Here is a 17,196-nt window from a genome sequence, read left to right on the forward strand (position 1 = left end):
AAGCATTAAATGCGTTGATGCTCAAGATGTTCTCATCATGAGTTAATATAGATGCATCTAATCCTTTTCTGATCCGGCCGATGGCACTAAAGATACAACACATTTCGCTTAACAAAAAAATTGCGATCCATCATGTCGGCGAAGCTTTGCCACGGGCACATTATCAGCGCTGCCCGCAATGCGATACGCTTTTTGCGTTACCGGTTATGAAATCGCACCAAAGTGCATTTTGTCCCTGCTGCGATGCCAAGATCCGCGATGGACGCGACTGGTCATTAACCCGTCTCGCCGCCATGGCTGTGACGATGCTGATGCTGATGCCTTTTGCCTGGGGCGAACCGCTGCTTCACTTTTACCTGCTGGGTGTGCGTATTGACGCCAATCTGTTGCAGGGGATCTGGCAAATGACCGCCCAGGGCGATGCGCTTACCGGGGCGATGGTGCTCTTCTGTACCGTTGGCGCGCCGCTGGTGCTGGTCAGTGCAATCGCCTATTTATGGTTCGGCAACCGCCTCGGGATGAATCTGCGCCCGGTGTTGCTGATGCTTGAGCGCCTGAAAGAGTGGGTGATGCTCGATATCTACCTGGTCGGGATTGGCGTCGCCTCGATCAAAGTACAGGATTACGCTTACCTGCAACCCGGTGTCGGCCTTGTCGCTTTTGTGGCGTTAACCATTCTCAGCGTGATGACGCTTATCCATCTGAACGTTGAGCAGTTGTGGGAGCGTTTTTATCCGCAGCGTCCGGCTAAGCGCCCCGACCCGCAGCTGCGCGCCTGCCTCGGCTGCCACTTTACCGGCTTGCCTGACGCCCGCGGCAGATGCCCGCGCTGCCATATTCCGCTGCGTTATCGCCGTCGACACAGCCTGCAGAAGTGCTGGGCGGCGCTGATTGCCTCGATGATTTTTCTGCTGCCCGCTAACCTGCTGCCGATCTCGGTGGTCTACCTCAACGGTTCACGGCAGGCCGATACCATCATGTCGGGCATTATTTCGCTCGGTAACAGCAATATCGCCGTGGCGGGCATCGTCTTTATCGCCAGTATTCTGGTGCCGTTTACCAAGGTGATCGTACTGTTTACCTTGCTGGTCAGTATCCATTTCAAATTTGAACAGGGGCTACGCACTCGCATCCTTCTTCTGCGCTTTGTGACCTGGATTGGGCGGTGGTCGATGCTCGATCTGTTTGTCATCTCGCTGACAATGTCACTGATCAATCGCGACCAACTGCTCGCGTTTACCATGGGACCCGCTGCGTTTTATTTCGGCGCGGCGGTTATTTTGACTATTCTTGCTGTGGAATGGCTGGACAGCCGCTTACTTTGGGATGCACATGAGTCAGGAAAACCACGCTTCGCCGACTGAAGCGCGCATTAAAACAAAACGACGCATTTCACCGTTCTGGTTGCTGCCGGTGATCGCTTTACTGATCGCCGGCTGGCTGGTCTGGAGTAGCTATGAAGATCGCGCCAACACCATCACCATCGACTTTATGTCCGCTGACGGCATCGTCGCCGGGCGCACGCCCATCCGCTATCAGGGGGTGGAAGTCGGCACGGTGCAGGATATTAGCCTAAGCGACGATCTGAAGAAGATTCAGGTACGCGCCAGCATTAAAGCCGATATGAAAGATGCGCTACGCAACGAGACGCAGTTCTGGCTGGTGACGCCGAAAGCATCGCTGGCGGGCGTCTCGGGGCTGGATGCGCTGGTCGGCGGTAACTACATCGGTATGATGCCAGGCAAAGGTGAACCGCAGGATCACTTCACTGCCCTCGACACGCAGCCGAAATACCGCCTCAATAATGGCGACTTGATGATCCATCTGCACGCACCTGATCTCGGCTCACTCAACAGCGGATCGCTGGTCTATTTCCGCAAGATCCCCGTTGGCCGCGTGTATGACTACGCCATCAACAAAAATAAACAGGGCGTCACGGTAGATGTGTTGATTGAGCGCCGCTTTACCAATCTGGTGAAAAAAGGCAGCCGCTTCTGGAATATCTCGGGTGTGAAAGCGGACGTCGGTCTGAGCGGTGCGAAAGTGGAGCTGGAGAGCCTGGCCGCGCTGGTCAACGGCGCTATTGCCTTCGACTCGCCGGATAACTCCGAACCGGCAGCAGCCGATGATGAATTTGGCTTATACAAAGATTTGGCCCACAGCCAGCGCGGCGTGATCATCAAGCTCGATCTGCCGAGCGGCCAGGGGCTGAAAGCTGGCTCAACCCCGCTGATGTATCAGGGGCTGGAAGTGGGTGAACTGACGGACATCACCCTCAATCCTGGCGGCAAAGTGACCGGTGAGCTGACCGTCGATCCGGGTGTGGTCAATCTGCTGCGTGATAATACGCGCATTGAGATGCGCAATCCAAAAGTCTCCCTGAGCAATACCAATCTCAGCTCGCTGCTGACCGGCAGCACGCTGGAGCTTATTCCCGGCGAAGGCCAGCCGCGCGATCAGTTCGTTGTGCTGCCCGCGGATAAAAACCTGCTGCAGGAGCCGGGCGTCATCACCCTGACGCTCACCGCGCCGGAGAGTTATGGCATCGATGCCGGGCAACCGCTGGTGTTGCACGGTGTGCAGGTCGGCCAGGTGCTGGAGCGTAAGCTGACCAATAAAGGTGTCTCCTTCGCCGTGGCCATCGATCCGCAATATCGCGATCTGGTGCATGGTGACAGCAAGTTTGTGGTCAACAGCCGTGTGGATGTGAAACTGGGGCTGGATGGCGTTGAGTTCCTTGCTGCCAGCGCCAGTGAGTGGATCAGCGGCGGCATCCGCATTCTTCCGGGCGATAAAGGGGAGATGAAACCCACCTACCCGCTCTTCGCCAACCTTGATAAAGCGCTGGAGAACAGCCTTAGCGATCTGCCCACCACCACTCTGACGCTGACGGCGGATACGCTGCCGGATGTGCAGGCGGGTTCGGTCGTGCTCTATCGTAAATTTGAAGTGGGTGAAGTGATCACCGTGCGTCCGCGCGCCAATGCGTTTGATATCGATCTGCATATCAAACCGGAATATCGCAATCTGCTTACTGCCGACAGTGTCTTCTGGGCGGAGGGCGGCGCGAAGGTGCAACTTAACGGCAGCGGATTAACCGTGCAGGCTTCACCGCTTTCGCGGGCGATCAAGGGCGCCATTAGCTTCGACAACCGCAGCGGCGCCGGTGCCCGCTTGCGTAAAGGTGACAAACGTATCCTTTACGCTTCAGAAACTGAAGCGCGCGCCGTCGGCGGCCAGATCACCCTGCATGCTTTCGACGCCGGCAAGCTGGCGGAAGGGATGCCGATTCGCTACCTCGGCATTGATATCGGCCAGGTGCAGGAGCTTCGCCTGCTGACGGATAAAAACGAAGTGCAGGCCAGCGCCGTGCTCTACCCGGAATATGTGCGCAACTTCGCCCGCGCCGGATCGCGCTTCTCGGTGATCACGCCGCAGATCTCCGCGGGTGGTGTTGAGCATCTCGATACTATCCTGCAGCCCTATATCAACGTTGAGCCGGGGCACGGCGATGCGCGTCGCGATTTTGAACTCGCCGAAGCGACAATTACTGATTCCCGTTACCTTGATGGGTTGAACATTGTGGTTGAAGCGCCAGAAGTGGGTTCGATGAATATCGGCACCCCGGTGCTGTTCCGCGGTATTGAAGTGGGAACGGTGACCGGCCTTGCGCTGGGTACCCTCTCCGACCGGGTGATGATCGCCATGCGCGTCAGCAAGCGTTACCAGCATCTGGTGCGCAACAATTCGGTCTTCTGGTTAGCCTCCGGTTACACGCTGGACTTTGGCCTGACCGGCGGGGTGGTGAAAACCGGTACATTTAACCAGTTTATTCGCGGCGGGATCGCCTTCGCGACGCCACCGGAAACGCCGCTGGCACCGAAAGCGCAGCCGGGCAAACACTTCCTGCTGCTGGAGAGTGAACCAAAAGAGTGGCGGCAGTGGGGAACCGCGCTACCACGTTAAGCTGAGTGCTCCGGCGTGCCCGCGCCGGAGCCTTTATGCTACACTGCGCGCCTCTTTTTTTCCTTCTGGGGCGCCCCGTGGCTCAAAACGCTGTTTACCTTCCTGAAGAATTTCTCGCCCAGATGCGCCTGGCAATGCCTCAGCATCTCGATTTTGATGAGTTTATTGCCGCCTGCCAGCGCCCGCTGCGCCGCAGTATTCGCGTCAATACGCTGAAAATTTCCGTCGATGCATTTCTCGAGCTGGTCGCGCCCTATGGCTGGCAGTTAACGCCGGTGCCGTGGTGCGCGGAGGGTTTCTGGATCGAGCGCGACGAGGAGGAGAGCCTGCCTTTAGGCAGCACGGCGGAGCATCTGAGCGGCCTGTTTTACATCCAGGAAGCAAGCTCAATGCTGCCGGTTGCCGCGCTGTTTGCCGGGGAAACGATGCCGCTGCGTGTGATGGATGTTGCTGCCGCACCAGGTTCGAAAACCACGCAGATTGCCGCCCGCATGGGGAATCAGGGCGCCATCCTTGCGAATGAGTTCTCTGCCAGCCGGGTAAAAGTGCTGCATGCCAATATCAGCCGTTGTGGCATCCAGAATGTGGCGTTAACCCATTTCGACGGCCGCGTGTTTGGCGCTGCGTTACCCGAGATGTTTGATGCCATTCTGCTGGATGCCCCCTGCTCCGGCGAAGGGGTGGTGCGTAAAGATGCCGATGCGCTGAAAAACTGGTCCCACGCCAGCAATCTGGAGATTGCCGCCACCCAGCGCGAGCTTATCGACAGCGCCTTTCATGCCCTGCGCCCTGGCGGCGTGCTGGTCTACTCCACCTGCACGCTGAACCGCGACGAAAACGAAACCGTCTGTCACTGGTTAGCGCAGCAGTACCCTGATGCCGTTGAGTTCGAACCGCTCGGTAAGCTGTTCGAGGGCGCAGAGCAGGCGCTGACAGCAGAGGGCTTTCTGCATGTCTTTCCGCAAATTTTTGACTGCGAAGGGTTCTTCGTCGCCCGCCTGCGTAAAACCGCAGCGGTAGAGCGCTTGCCGGCCCCGACCTACAAAGTTGGTCAATTTCCGTTTGCGCCGCTGAAGACGCGCGAAAGCGCTGCCGTCACCGCCGCAGCGGCTGAGGTCGGCTTACGCTGGGGTGATTCTCTGCGTCTGTGGCAGCGTGATAAAGAGATCTGGTTATTCCCTGCCGCCATTGAAGATCTGATCGGAAAAGTCCGCTTTTCCCGCCTCGGCATGCGCCTCGCGGAGACCCATAACAAGGGCTATCGCTGGCAGCATGAGGCGGTGATTGCCCTGGCAGGTGATAACAATCCGCTGGCCTTTGAGCTGACGACAGAGGAAGCGGAAGCGTGGTATCGCGGCCGCGATATTTACCCGCAGGCCTTGCCAGCCGGGGATGAAGCGATTGTGACCTTCCAGGGACAGGCGCTGGGGCTTGCGAAAAAAGTGGGTTCACGGCTGAAAAACAGCTACCCGCGCGAGCTGGTGCGAGACGGTCAGCTTTTCGCCGGCAAGGCGTGACGCAGCGCATAAAAAACGCATTTTTTGACTGGCGACTTTCCGGCTGTTGTACCAGGCTGAAATGTGGGCGGCTTTACTGGTCGTACCACATTTTAACGATCGACGGAGAGCATTATGACGAAAACCAGCGTGCGCATTGGCGCATTCGAAATCGATGATGCCGAGTTGCAGGGAGAGAGTCAGGGTGAGCGCAAACTGCATATTCCATGCAGTTCAGACCCCGATTTATGTATGCAGCTTGATGCCTGGGACGCGGAAACCAGCATTCCTGCGATCCTTAACGGCGAGCATTCTGTCCTTTATCGCGAACATTATGACGAGCAGTCTGATACCTGGATCATGCGTCTTGCCTGATCCTTTGAGAACCCGTCCGTGAGACGGGTTATTTACCTGCCTGATTTCCCCTGCCCCCATTCATCCCCTACACTTATCGTTACGTTGTACAGAACCGAGGATGGAATGTTCGCGCTGGTCTTATTTGTTTGCTACCTGGACGGTGGATGTGACGACATCGTGGTTGATGTCTTTAATAGTGAGCAACAGTGCCTGGCTGCGATGGACGATCAGCGTATGCGTCACGGCGGTTGTTTTCCCGTAGAAGATTTTATTGATGGCTTCTGGCACCCGGCGCGCGACTATAGTGATTTTTAACTACTGCAGTTGAACCAGCGTTAACTCACCGCCGAATACCGCGCCGGTGTCGATATAGTGCTGGTTATGGGCATCGAAGCGCGCTTTCAGCGGCGTATGCCCGAACCAGAAGTCATCCGCCCCCATAATGCGCTCCCCTTTCCCGCACAGAAGCTGGTTGAGCCGCTCCCGCCGCCACAGCACCGACTCGCTATCAACCTCTTTTTGCCAGCTATACTCACTCGCCGGGTAATCAGCGTGGGCAATAACATTCAGCCCGTCGGATGTCTGAAGCTCAAGGATATAGGGCAACTGCGCACATTTGTGCAGAGCATCAAGCGCCCGCTGTTGCTCCTCTTCGCTAAGCTTTGCAAACCAGCCGCCGCCGTTCATCTGCCACAGCGCGCGGTTGTTTTCCCGCAGGGCGTCAATGGCCATCTGTTCATGGTTCCCACGCACGGTGATAAACCAGCGCTGATTAAGCAGTGCCAGGCACTGCAAACTCTGTGGGCCGCGATCAATCAGGTCGCCGACGCAGATCAGCAGATCCTCATAAGGATCGAAGTGACGCTCCCGCAACGCCTGCATTAAGCGTTGATAGCAGCCGTGTAGATCGCCCACCAGCCAGATATGTCGCCACTCTTCGCCGTCGATACGTTGATACATAATCTCCCCCTCTTTTCAGTATAGAAAACAGGCGATCAACGTCCTCTGAGCGGTTAAGTTTTTGAGATAGACGTTGCGAAAAAGGCATGAACTTGTCACTCATTTGCCGGAGAAACAGGAGCTGCACTCTGCGATTCATTGATGGCAAAAATAGCTAGACGCCCACATGGCGGGTTATGTTATGGTTTGCAGCGAATATGATGTTTTCGGGAAATTCTCGCTAAAAACGCCATATTCCAGAGAGATAAAAAAAGACCGAATACGATTCCTGTTCATGGTCTAAGGGTTATTTTACTTTACATATCATAACCTTACCCGCATTTTAAGCTCATTTTTAACTTCCCAACACTTACCATTAGATACTTTTGTGATCAAATACTTGTTACTTTATTCGTGGGCTCGACGTGGAATTTTAGTGGTGGAACTCCTTCAGTAAATTACCCTCCATCCAGGCGGGCATAATCACTATCAATTAGCTTTGACGATCGGTAGATGTGAATACCGCATGGCGTCGCGCGGCGAAAACATTTTGCGCTTCATCTGCCAGGCCTGCAGGATCGCCTGCCCGATAAAGTACAGTTAGAGTAGTTTTTCATAACATTTACTGAAATTATTGTTATTTAATTCCAATAGTTACCGATACTATTGAAGCCATATTATGAATACTGCAATGTAAAAAGATGCCTTAGAACGTCCGCCAGGAGCGAGAAGCGGACATTTGATACGTGACTAAATGATATTTTTGTCATCTCAAACAAGAAAACCTAATCAGGCTGCTGTCACACAGGCCAAAAGGGGGCCAGAGTTATCGATTCAGGTTTGCAAATGTTGCTAAACCCTAATGATCTTATCGAAAGTCTTTTTTCCTCTATCAAAGCAATGTGTTTGCTATGGCCGTCAGTGTCGAGTTAATAAGAAGGGTTCAGTTCATTTTCGGGAAGAATTGTTATTAAGCCAGGCTTCCAGCGCAGCCGGTGGCAGTGGGCGGGAGAAATAGAATCCCTGAGCCTCGTCGCATCCGTATTTAATTAGCAGCTCCATTGTGGCTGCATCTTCGACACCTTCGGCAACCACCACATAATCCAGATCTTTCAGCATACGAATAATACTACTGGCTATGGTGCGGCTGCCTGAATCCTTAGTTATACCGCCGATCAGTGATTTATCAAGTTTGATTATATCGGCAGGCATACGGCGCAGATAACTAATATTGCTGTAACCTGCGCCAAAATCATCCAGCAGGATCCTGAATCCCAGTTCACGTAACTCGGCCATATTGGTCAGAGCCTCGGTATTCTCGGTGACGATTTCGTTTTCCAGACATTCCAGTCCGAGCAGATGTGCGGGCAGGCCCGCACACTGCATTTTTTTTGACAGAGTTGCGGCAAAACCTATGCGTGAAAGGTCGCTTACACTAACGTTAACCGATACGGGCAGAAATGAGAAATTATCAGACCAGACTGTCAACTGGCGGACGGCTTCGTCCACCACCCAGTCTGTCAGACGGTTCATCAGGCCCGAGAAATGTGCAACGGGCAGGAAATCCGCCGGAGAAAGTTCGCCTCTTTCAGGATGACGCCAGCGGATCAGCGCCTCCAGACTGACTGTCTGACCAGCGATCAGTGATACTTTGGGCTGATACACCAGATACAATCCGCCGTTGTTGCTGCGCAGTGCGGCATCCAGATCATTCATGAGGATGAAGTCACTGTTAAGTCGGGCGTCGCTGAGTTCATCAAACTCCTGCGCATCCACGTTCTTGTTGATGGCATCATGCAGTGCACTGACTGCACGCCTCAGGCTCTCCTGAGGTGACAATGATGCCGGCGCAAAACAGACTTCACCTGTATGTATGGTCAGGTTCATGGCCATCCCGTTTCTGGGATGGACGTTGAAGTCGCGCATCATGCTCGCGACATATTTTGCAGAAAAGCGGTCACTGGCCGGTGCCAGAATAGCGTAGCGTCCCACGGCCACAGTATAGATTATATCAGCAGGGTGCAGCGACAGTCTCTCCCGGATCAATAAGCCCGTATCACGCAGCATCGCCTCCACCGGCGCCATGCCCAGAGCACGCGCCAGCTCATAGGCTCGGGGTATATCAATACAGTCAACTAAAGTCAGTCTAAACAGACTATGAGTATCCTGACGGAGTGTATCCAGGCGGCGTATCAGCTGCTGACGGTTTGGAAGGCCTGTCGCGGCATCTGTAAAACCCGCCGAATGCCAGACCTCCAGAAATGCCATCACCAGCCGGGCAAGCATTTTCAGCCTGGTGATTTTTCTGCGGGAAAATGGATGAGGTACCGTGTCTGTCACGCACAACGTGCCGAGAATGATTCCCTCCCGGTTAACCAGGGGCGCACCGGCATAAAAACGGATCCCCGGAGGTGCCACCACCAGAGGGTGTTTTGCAAAACGGGGATCCTGTAGCGTATCGTGCACGACCATCACTTTTCCACTGTCGACCACATAACTGCAGAAAGCATCTTCGCGGGTGGTCTGGCAAAGATGAAAGTTGTGAGCTGCCCGGATAACCTGATGGCTTTCATCAACAACGGAAATAAAGCTACCGGCGATGCCCAGTGAATCGCTGGTAAGACGGACAAATTCCTTGAGCACCGAATCCCTGTTTTCATCGGGTGTTTTGAGTGCGTTCATGGCTTTCTGCCGTTTTTCTTCATTGTCCCTGAGATTTATAAGCATAAAACCACTCCGGTGAAGCAGGTGACGGGGCGATGTCGGGTGAAAAATAATACGTTTTAACCAGACCTTAATATAAAGGCTCAGCTTATGCCTAATTCGGAAACAAACAGAGTGCATGTGCACAGCGCTGTTATGGTCTGCGCCGGTCATGGCTTTGCTGCGCTTACCGATTTTCATACACGTCCAGCCTGAAAGCAGGCTTTCAATGAAGGGGCGACATCCCGAACTGCACTCTCAATACCTTCTGAAATCTCCTGAATGCTCAAGATTAGCTTATCTGCATCATGCATGAGAGCATAACTTATAGGGGGAGTCGCCTGCGTGCCTTTAAGGCCGTGCAGAACATCTTTATACGCCAATGTTTCCAAAAAATACGGTCTCGCCTTATGAACCATGCCCGCATGCCGGAATTCAATGGCAGGCATAGCCCGCTGGAACGTGTCTAAGGAAGCAGCAGAACGCAGCCCTTTTTGTGAAAAAATCTGTCTGAGCAAATGTTTACGAGTCCTGTGCACCGGGTTAAGTTTAATAACCTCGGTTATCGGCATTTTTTCCTGAATGCATTACCTTTAATTGTGATAGTCACCGTAGACTATTGTTTGCTTTTGTTAATGAAGAACATTCTGTGACAATAAGACGCGTTGCTCAAAGGAGGCACAGGTAATGACACCCATAGTCGAGGAACTCAATCACGGCCGGTCGGGCCGGTCACCGACGTTACAGCATCCCTGACCAGGGCCGCCTGGTTTCAGCCTCATGGCAAGCTGCTCACGCTCATGCTGTTGTTGGTGCAGTTTCTGGCTGACCTTCACTCGGGTTCCCGGGTGCGCCGGCAGATAATCAACCGCTATTTTTCCCGTTCCGGGCTTCATGCTTTGGCGCTTTTTAAAGGGTATCTGGGACGGAGCGGTCAGATAGCGCGGTCATGATGTGCGCTTTGAGCGAAAAGCAGACGTCCGAAATTTTTAAGTGGGCAGATTAATTAATCCGCTTCCCAGTTTCGTCAATGACCTTCTCGCCATCCTCTTTGGTAAACGCTCCTTTCTGACCTTCCGGTAGAATATCCAGCACTATTTCTGAAGGGCGGCAAAGACGAGTGCCAAGCGGGGTCACTACTATCGGCCGGTTGATCAGGATCGGATTCTGAAGCATCAAATCGATTAACTGCTCATCAGAAAATTTTTCTTCTTCAAGCCCTAATTGTTCATAAGGTTCTACGTTCTTACGCAGCAATACGTGTACCGGCATACCCATAGCTGAAATGAGTTTTTTAAGCTCATCACGTGCCGGTGGAGTATCGAGATAATAAACGATGGTGGGTTCGATGCCGCTGTTACGGATCATCTCCAGTGTGTTGCGTGAGGTGCCACAGGCCGGGTTGTGATAGATAGTAATGTTGCTCATATCAGTTTCTCACTACAAAGTGACAGATAGTCGCCACGCCAGCATCGCCAGAGTGATAAAGAGCACGGGCAGAGTCATGATAATGCCGGTGCGGAAGTAATATCCCCAGGTAATCGTTATATTTTTCTGGGCAAGCACATGCAGCCAGAGTAGGGTAGCCAGACTGCCAATCGGGGTGATTTTGGGGCCTAAATCGCAGCCAATCACATTGGCATAAATCATTGCCTCTTTAACGACGCCAGTCGCCGTACTCCCGTCAATCGACAGCGCGCCAATCAGCACAGTCGGCATATTGTTCATCACCGATGAAAGGAACGCGGTCAGGAAGCCGGTGCCGAACGTTGCTGCCCATAACCCCTTTTCTGCCAGCAGGTTCAGCACGCCAGATAGATACTCCGTGAGCCCTGCGTTGCGAAGACCATAGACCACCAGGTACATGCCCAGCGAAAAAATAACGATCTGCCATGGCGCACCGCGCAGGACTTTTCCCGTGTTGATAGCATGACCTCTTTTCGCCACTATAAACAGCACTGCTGCGCCAGCAGCCGCTATCGCACTGACCGGGATCCCCAGAGGCTCCAGAACAAAGAAACCGACAAGCAGCAATAACAGGACAATCCAGCCCGCCCTGAACGTTGCCGGATCTTTTATCACACTGGCAGGCTTCTTCAGCAGCGAAACGTCATACGTCGCAGGAATGTCTCTGCGGAAGAAGAGATGCAGCATGACCAGCGTGGCCACAATCGCTGCCACATCTACGGGGATCATAACGGAGGCATACTGCGTAAAGCTCAGACCGAAAAAGTCCGCTGAGACGATATTCACCAGGTTAGAAACAATGAGCGGCAGGCTGGCCGTATCTGCTATAAATCCTGCGGCCATCACAAAGGCCAGCGTTGTGCCCTTGCTGAATCCCATTGCAAGCAGCATCGCAATCACAATTGGCGTCAGGATCAGCGCGGCACCGTCATTGGCGAACAAAGCAGCAACAGCGGCACCGAGCAACACTATCCAGGTAAACAACAGGCGGCCACGACCGTTACCCCAGCGTGAGACGTGCAGTGCGGCCCACTGGAAGAAGCCGCACTCGTCGAGCAGCAGGCTGATGATTATGACCGCAATAAATGCCGCTGTCGCGTTCCAGATGATATTCCAGACAACGGGAATATCAGCGATATGGATGACACCGGTTACCAGCGCCAGCACAGCCCCGATACTCGCGCTCCATCCAATACTCAGGCCTCTGGGCTGCCAGATCACCAGTATCAGCGTCAGTAAAAATATACTCCCTGCCAAAAGCATCTCAGACTCCGTTATATATGATTACATAAATGTGTTCTTCTTCCTCAGCAGGAGGTGCAGGCTGATTTATCCAGCCATTTACGCAAATCCTCCCGCATACACTGCCAGGATGTCGTGATTGTCTCAGCTGCCCATGCCGGTAGGTGGGGTGACAGACGATAGTGGATCCATTTGCCTTCACGACGGTCCAGTACCAGTCCGGCCTCGCGAAGAATAGCCATATGTCGCGAGATTTTGGGCTGCGATTCGGAAATGGCCGCGCAGATATCGCAGACGCACAGTTCTCCTGACTCCCGGAGAAGCATGACGATGGCGAGCCGTGTTTCATCCGACAGGATTTTGAAAAGCTGAACAGGCTGTAGCATTTTTCACTCCGTTCGCTTCAGAATACACATATGTTAAATCATATGTGTTACTTTTGAAATCATCTTCTCTCCGGAGGAGAAAAATGGAACCATTTCCTGCCCGGAATGATGTGATAGCCACATCGCTGAACGCCTTCACATGCAGGAGTCGCCCCGGACTCTGATCCTGTCTGGCTCAATAAGAGATCGTTCCTGCAGCCACTTTGCCGCGAAAGAAGCTGGTCGACTGCTGACGGCGATGGACGAGGTAAAACTCTTTAACTCCTCCGGTTTACCCATGCCGGATGATACGCCGGACACGCATTCTGAAGTCACCGAGCTTCGCGGTGTGGTCAGATGGTGTGACGGGATGGAGTTCTCCGGAACGGCACGGGGTTATGGCGCAGATTAACTGGATACCCTTGAGTGAAGGCGTAGCTCGTCCTTCGCAGGGCAAAATACTTGCGGTAATGAAGGTCTGCGGCGTTTCAAAGTCCTTAAATGCAGTGAACTGTATGCGCATTCCGGGCGCACCGGTCAACTGGGATCAATAAAAAAGGCCGTCTAAGCGACCTGTTTACTCTACATAAGTTTTATTTTTACTTTATACCCCTCAAGACCGGACATGGTCTCACTCGGGATAAACTCGATCTCAGCAACTTCTTTGCCTGTTTTTTTCCGTAGCTCAGTGATTTTTTTAGTAATAAGAGCAGAAATTTCTTGCTCAGCTTTACGCTCCAGTTCTTCAGGTTTCATATATACTCCTTTTTCACACCCAACCTTTTATAAATCATAGGTTATCTTCCATGAGTGCGCTCAGGAATAATCCCTCACACCACTGGTAAATCGGGAGTTGGTTGCAATGCCCACACTGCGATGCCGCAGCCTCGTTCGCAGGATATCTGGTGTCAAGCCACAACCGACGCTTGCCAGATTTTTCCTGGCATTATCACAGACACACAGTGAATGCCTGTTGTAATGCCGTAATAGTCTTTCCTCTGCCATTAATAAAAATTTTGAATTAGTCATCCGCTTACGCTTTTTGTAAATGGTTTGTAGACCATACTTAGCTAGGCATTTTTAATGATGCGCAACCCGACCCAGGGAATGGCTTATGCATGAGCCCATACCTTCAGAGAGAATTGAAGGAACTGAGAACAAGAACCAATGCCGTACCTCAAGTTTGCCTTCGTTCAGAAGGCTTTTTTATTTGAGAAATTAGCAAGCTCAAGCTATTTCAAAAGTTTGTTTGCAGCTTCGACGATTTCACGTGATGTAACCTCTCTGTCAGAGGCCACACAAAACTCAGTATGATCGCCAGTCAGCGAATGAACTCCCGCATACCTAATCTTAAGGTGAGCTTCCTCACCATTCGGGTATTCACGGAGTATTGTGGTAGTGCCATCTACGACCCTGACAACCACCACCGGCTGCCGATTGAAGAACACCAGAACATTTTTCATTGGCATCCCTAATGTTGAGAGAAGGCCACAATAAGTGGCCTCTGATTAGTATCAGCTTGAAGCCAGAATCGTGATTCGCAGGAGCCACCCGGGCGATTCATGTTTTCTGATCCATCAATGGCCGCTGCCTTTCTGGTGTAGGCAAGGCGGCGGTGAATGGAGTCTACAGAGTTTTAACGTTTTCACATGACAAAGGGCAAGATGATGGTGGTTATGCTGCTACCTTTGATTTCCATTACCGATTCAACTGTTTCAGCAGTTTTAACCACTGCAAGTCGTGCATGTTTCTCCGCTACAGAGGCAGCCTTTCGGTTGTTGCTATCTGCCCGTTTTACTTTTTGGCATTATCACCCGCTGTGTTTAGACGCTGTAGCTCGAATTCACGAATCCCTACGAAGTTGTTGTTGGCCTACGCACAAAAATTAATGCAGTGCGGATTTAGTAATGTCGCTTCTGGCACTAAGCGGCTCTTAAGATAGGAGCCTCTGTCATGGAGTGTCAGGGGTCGGAGATTCAAATCCTCTCGTGCCGACCGAAATTCCCCAATTAAACCAGCCTCTTACGGCTGGTTTTTTTATGCCTGAAATTTGTCTAAGGTAAAACCAAGGTAAAATGAAGGTAAAACCCCTGACAAATTACATTACCGGGCAGTCGTCAAACTCCCCTGTTCTAGCGTCATTGATGATGTAGGTGATCACCCCTTTGAAAACCAGCCGGCCTTCAAAGCCATCACTCGTCATTAGGTAGGTGATCTCCGGTCTGTCCAGTTCTTCCAGCCTCGGGCGAGGATGAAGCCGCAGCCGCAGCATGCGCATCTGCTCATCCAGGTGACACATCACAATGGATCCATCGACCGGTGTGGCCGACATATCCAGAATCAACAAAGCACCTTTCTTTATCGCCTCACGCCTGGACTCTGTGCCGGCGCGCAGGAAGTACGTTGCGGAAGGTACACGGATCAGCTCGTGGTCGAGCGATATCTTTTCATCCATGTAGTCAGCTGCTGGCGAAGGGAATCCCATCACAGACCTCCGTTCGGGTTGTACATCATGAACGTGCGGAGTTCTCCCTCTTGCTGAGAGATATCTTTGAACGTACTGACGTAGTTCTCGATCCACTGGTTAGACTGCCTTGGCGACCAATCCCAGTGGAATGTCAGCAGAGTTTTCACGAAATTCTCCGTGGTAACGGTGCGTCTACCGCCCGGTTCCATCACTATGGACTGCCTGAATGCTGTCTCGATATCGTCTCTTCTTGGCATGATATGCACCCTCCAAATACTGTTTTAATATACAGTATTTTGAATTTCAGAGCTTATCAAGGCGAAGCGGCAAGAAGATTTGTCAACGGCTTGAACCGCCAGGAATTTTTCTTAAGTTAAATCGTCTTTCGTCTAAAATTAAAACAGCCCCGTAGCCTGCACCAGACAGGCACGGAATGTAACTGCCCCGTCGCCGGGGCTTTTTTATTCTTCCTTTGCGCTCTCGGCGCGCTGATTCCAGATGCTGTTTTCCGGCATATCCAGGCGGACATCGATCCAGCTTGTCGGCGGTACGTCGATGGCTACGCCTTTTTGCAGTTCGATGTCACCGTCATCGGAAAGGACATAACGGCGCTTATAGAGTCGAATGATGAGCGTTTTATCCTCCCCCTGCTCTGCTTCCACGATGCCCATATCGCCAGACCCCTGTGGATCACGAGGAGGCGACATTTGCCACCCCGACTTAGCCAGACCGGCAGATCCCTTCAGAAGGTATACACCCGTATCCTGACGGGTCAGAGTAACGCCCTCAGCTTCGGCATTAGCCACTCCCGCGCCGCACCACTCGAAATCTGACTCGTCAATATCAGGCCGCGTACAGTCTTCTTTGCTTTTCACAATGCGCACAATCGGCGATGCAGCCTTGATCGTGCCGTCTGCGGCCCTGGTCGTATTCCCCGTTGTGTAGCACTGATTCCATGCGCTCATCGTACTGCCGTTATATCCCCGGACCGCGAGTTTGCCGTCGATAGTCGCCTGCAGTTGTCCGCTTGTGGTTGGGGTCCGGAACATCATCAGAATTGGGGAATAGTTATCAAAATAGTTTAGGCCGCCACTGCCGCCGGCTCCCCAGATGCCGTTTGCATTAATGAGGTTGGCGTTCGTTACGATAGCGCCGCCGGACGTTCCACCAATACCAAAATCGCCAACGGAAAGAATGGCGCCGGTTGTGCTGTAGGTATCACGGACAGCTGCGGTTCCCAGTTGTAAATCGCCCCGCGCGGTCGCCGGTGTTCTGCCGTTCAGCAGATTCAGCCATCCCTGTGATGCATCCTTAGCCCCGGTTCCGCCCTGCTGGATGCTCAGGGCAGTTGTCAGTCCGCCCAGGCTGGTGATGTCGGTGTTAGGGCCCTTCTTCGCCAGCGACTTCTGGCCGGGAACGGTGACAGGCTGGCCGTTAATAGTGATGGTCACATCTCCGCTGCCGTTCATTACGTCAGCAAAGCCGCCCATGTACCGCTGGTACATACTGAACGTTTCGGCAATATCCTGTGCCAGGCCATCCACGCTAAGGCTGTCACTCAGCAGAATGGCAAATTTTGTCCCCGCAGGGACCGCCGGCGATGCCGCAGGCGACACTGTCAGGCCGGTCGCGCTGTCTACTGACGTGATCTGAAAGGCCTGCAGGGGGCTGGTCATGGCCAGTACCGTGCAGCCGTTACGAATGAGGGAGCCTGCTGCGGTGAAATTCGTGCCGGTGCCAGTCAGCGTGTTGCCGCTGACTGCGATAGAGCCAGTTGTGTAAATCATGTTTTCTCCGGGCATGGCGCCAGAATACGCCGCGCGTATAAACGATCGATAAAGTCGATCAATCAGGAAATATTGATCTGTTTAATCTATTTAGCGCCTGACCAGGCGGCCAATAGAATGGATTCACATCCATACGGTTCAGGGAATAAAGATGAAAATGATTAACGCTGCGGCGGTTGTGCTGGTTTCGTTAATGGCATCAGGCTGCGCCAGCAACACGCCCCCGCTGTGCTATAACGAGGCTGTGGTGATGAAAAACCGGGTGTCGGTTCCGGTATTCGGCATAAGAAAACCGGTCAGCACCACCGAATATCTCTCCGGCGGCAGCTTCGGTTATCAGTGGGTTGAGCGCAGTGCTTTTACAGACACCTCGGCCTGCGACAGGCTGCCGGTGACTGAGTGACAGT

General features: G+C 52.9%; 16 protein-coding genes and 1 pseudogene. 7 read left to right on the forward strand and 10 right to left on the reverse strand.

Features of this window, described 5'->3' with window-relative positions; genetic code table 11:
* Positions 1-80: 80 nt before the first annotated feature.
* From yebS to BWI95_RS18700, 5 genes are all read left to right on the forward strand, one after another.
* The gene (gene yebS, locus BWI95_RS18680; protein ID WP_076770021.1) at positions 81-1,364 is read left to right on the forward strand and encodes a membrane integrity lipid transport subunit YebS; all 1,284 of its coding nucleotides are present in this window, start codon (positions 81-83) and stop codon (positions 1,362-1,364) included.
* Entirely contained in the window at positions 1,333-3,966 is a 2,634-nt protein-coding gene (locus BWI95_RS18685; RefSeq protein WP_076770022.1) for a PqiB family protein, read from the forward strand. The genes yebS and BWI95_RS18685 overlap by 32 nt, the downstream gene beginning before the upstream one ends.
* Before the next feature lie 77 nt (positions 3,967-4,043).
* Positions 4,044-5,483: a 16S rRNA (cytosine(1407)-C(5))-methyltransferase RsmF gene (rsmF, locus tag BWI95_RS18690; RefSeq protein WP_208864602.1), complete on the forward strand. Its 1,440-nt coding sequence runs from the start codon at positions 4,044-4,046 to the stop codon at positions 5,481-5,483.
* A gap of 114 nt (positions 5,484-5,597) precedes the next feature.
* Positions 5,598-5,837, forward strand: a complete 240-nt coding sequence (locus BWI95_RS18695) for a YebV family protein (protein WP_023480127.1) — start codon at positions 5,598-5,600, stop codon at positions 5,835-5,837.
* 105 nt (positions 5,838-5,942) lie between these two features.
* Positions 5,943-6,134, forward strand: a complete 192-nt coding sequence (locus BWI95_RS18700) for a YdfD/YebW family protein (RefSeq protein ID WP_023480173.1) — start codon at positions 5,943-5,945, stop codon at positions 6,132-6,134.
* Here BWI95_RS18700 and pphA read toward each other — a convergent pair whose 3' ends face one another.
* The 6 genes from pphA to BWI95_RS18730 form a co-directional block, all read right to left on the reverse strand.
* The gene (gene pphA / locus BWI95_RS18705; protein WP_054803636.1) at positions 6,135-6,779 is read right to left on the reverse strand and encodes a protein-serine/threonine phosphatase; all 645 of its coding nucleotides are present in this window, start codon (positions 6,777-6,779) and stop codon (positions 6,135-6,137) included. It abuts the gene before it with no gap.
* Between the two features lie 927 nt (positions 6,780-7,706).
* A complete protein-coding gene (locus BWI95_RS18710; RefSeq protein WP_054803665.1) occupies positions 7,707-9,485 on the reverse strand; it encodes a sensor domain-containing phosphodiesterase in 1,779 nt (592 codons plus the stop codon).
* 173 nt (positions 9,486-9,658) lie between these two features.
* The gene (locus BWI95_RS18715; protein ID WP_076770024.1) at positions 9,659-10,033 is read right to left on the reverse strand and encodes a hypothetical protein; all 375 of its coding nucleotides are present in this window, start codon (positions 10,031-10,033) and stop codon (positions 9,659-9,661) included.
* 430 nt (positions 10,034-10,463) lie between these two features.
* A complete protein-coding gene (gene arsC / locus BWI95_RS18720; protein ID WP_038886220.1) occupies positions 10,464-10,889 on the reverse strand; it encodes a glutaredoxin-dependent arsenate reductase in 426 nt (141 codons plus the stop codon).
* Positions 10,890-10,901: 12 nt separating this feature from the next.
* Positions 10,902-12,191: an arsenic transporter gene (locus BWI95_RS18725; protein WP_076770025.1), complete on the reverse strand. Its 1,290-nt coding sequence runs from the start codon at positions 12,189-12,191 to the stop codon at positions 10,902-10,904.
* Between the two features lie 44 nt (positions 12,192-12,235).
* Complete coding sequence (locus tag BWI95_RS18730) at positions 12,236-12,556, reverse strand: transcriptional regulator (protein ID WP_076770026.1); 321 nt, start codon at positions 12,554-12,556, stop codon at positions 12,236-12,238.
* A gap of 121 nt (positions 12,557-12,677) precedes the next feature.
* Between BWI95_RS18730 and BWI95_RS18735 the strand changes: the two are divergent.
* A pseudogene (locus tag BWI95_RS18735) lies at positions 12,678-13,065 on the forward strand (NADPH-dependent FMN reductase); the annotation flags it as partial.
* Between the two features lie 52 nt (positions 13,066-13,117).
* Here the strand turns inward: BWI95_RS18735 and BWI95_RS18740 are convergent.
* The 4 genes from BWI95_RS18740 to BWI95_RS18760 form a co-directional block, all read right to left on the reverse strand.
* Positions 13,118-13,291, reverse strand: coding sequence for a GnsA/GnsB family addiction module toxin (locus tag BWI95_RS18740; RefSeq protein ID WP_076770027.1), 174 nt, complete (start codon positions 13,289-13,291; stop codon positions 13,118-13,120).
* Positions 13,292-14,633: 1,342 nt separating this feature from the next.
* On the reverse strand, positions 14,634-15,020 hold the full coding sequence (locus BWI95_RS18750) for a HumD family translesion DNA polymerase (RefSeq protein ID WP_054803322.1): 387 nt from the start codon (positions 15,018-15,020) through the stop codon (positions 14,634-14,636).
* Positions 15,020-15,259 (reverse strand): hypothetical protein, encoded by a 240-nt coding sequence (locus BWI95_RS23815; RefSeq protein WP_054803321.1) that lies wholly within the window; start codon positions 15,257-15,259, stop codon positions 15,020-15,022. Before BWI95_RS23815 ends, BWI95_RS18750 begins: the two co-directional genes overlap by 1 nt.
* A 204-nt stretch (positions 15,260-15,463) precedes the next feature.
* A complete protein-coding gene (locus tag BWI95_RS18760; protein ID WP_054803320.1) occupies positions 15,464-16,789 on the reverse strand; it encodes a phage tail fiber protein in 1,326 nt (441 codons plus the stop codon).
* A gap of 151 nt (positions 16,790-16,940) precedes the next feature.
* On the opposite strand from BWI95_RS18760, the gene cor reads away from it, so the two are divergent.
* Positions 16,941-17,192: a phage exclusion lipoprotein Cor gene (gene cor / locus BWI95_RS18765; protein ID WP_054803319.1), complete on the forward strand. Its 252-nt coding sequence runs from the start codon at positions 16,941-16,943 to the stop codon at positions 17,190-17,192.
* Positions 17,193-17,196: the final 4 nt, after the last annotated feature.

The organism is Kosakonia cowanii JCM 10956 = DSM 18146 (genome assembly GCF_001975225.1).
Classification (GTDB): Bacteria; Pseudomonadota; Gammaproteobacteria; order Enterobacterales; family Enterobacteriaceae; genus Kosakonia; species Kosakonia cowanii.